This is a genomic window from Vibrio sp. 378 (genome assembly GCF_033339435.1).
This window is the reverse complement of sequence record NZ_JAWOUO010000599.1, coordinates 1-680: the sequence shown is the minus strand read 5'-3', so window position 1 is coordinate 680 and position 680 is coordinate 1. Positions and strand designations below refer to the sequence as shown.

The window sequence follows — 680 nt, the reverse complement described above, 5'->3', positions numbered from 1 at the left end:
CCACAAGTGCCTGCATACGCTCATCACGAATCATAAAGTTAGTTGCAGATGTGTCTTCATCGATCAGCAGTGATGTCGCACCGGCTTCGATAGATTCTTGTAACCAAGCCGCTTGCGATGTTGAACCTGATGCATCTTGCGTTGAGAAATCTGCAGTATCTTTACCCATTGGCAAATGGTTGATGTAGTTCGATAGATTTAAGTGATGCACACAACGGCCATCTTCTGCACGAATCTTCATCGCTTTCTGATCTGTTACGATGTACTCGCGACCATCGCCAGGAATGTGATCGTAAATAGAACGTTCAATGGCGTTCAGCAATGTCGACTTACCATGAAAACCACCGCCGACAATCAAAGTGATGCCTTTGGGAATGCCAAGTCCAGTCACGTAACCTTTGTTTGGTGCATGCAAAGTCACTTGCAAAGACTCAGGAGCCGTAAATTCTACTGCTTCTTTCATCGGCAAATCACAGTTACCCGCAATACGTGGTAGAACGCTACCATTCGCAACAAACGCAACAAGATTGTGTGCTTCTAATTGTTCTCTTAGTGCGCTTTGATCTTCTACGACTTGACAGTGCTTCACCATTGCTTCTTTATCCAACTCACGCTCAAGCGTCGCGCGTCGAATAAACTTAGGCAGATGGAACGTGAGGATGTTGTTCGCCTTTTTACCA

Annotated in this window: 1 protein-coding gene; it reads right to left on the bottom strand. The window is 45.6% G+C overall.

Going from position 1 to position 680, the window contains the following annotated elements:
* Positions 1-680 (bottom strand): ABC-ATPase domain-containing protein (locus R7Q48_RS27765; RefSeq protein WP_318133502.1); only part of this gene is annotated, 680 nt, incomplete at both ends.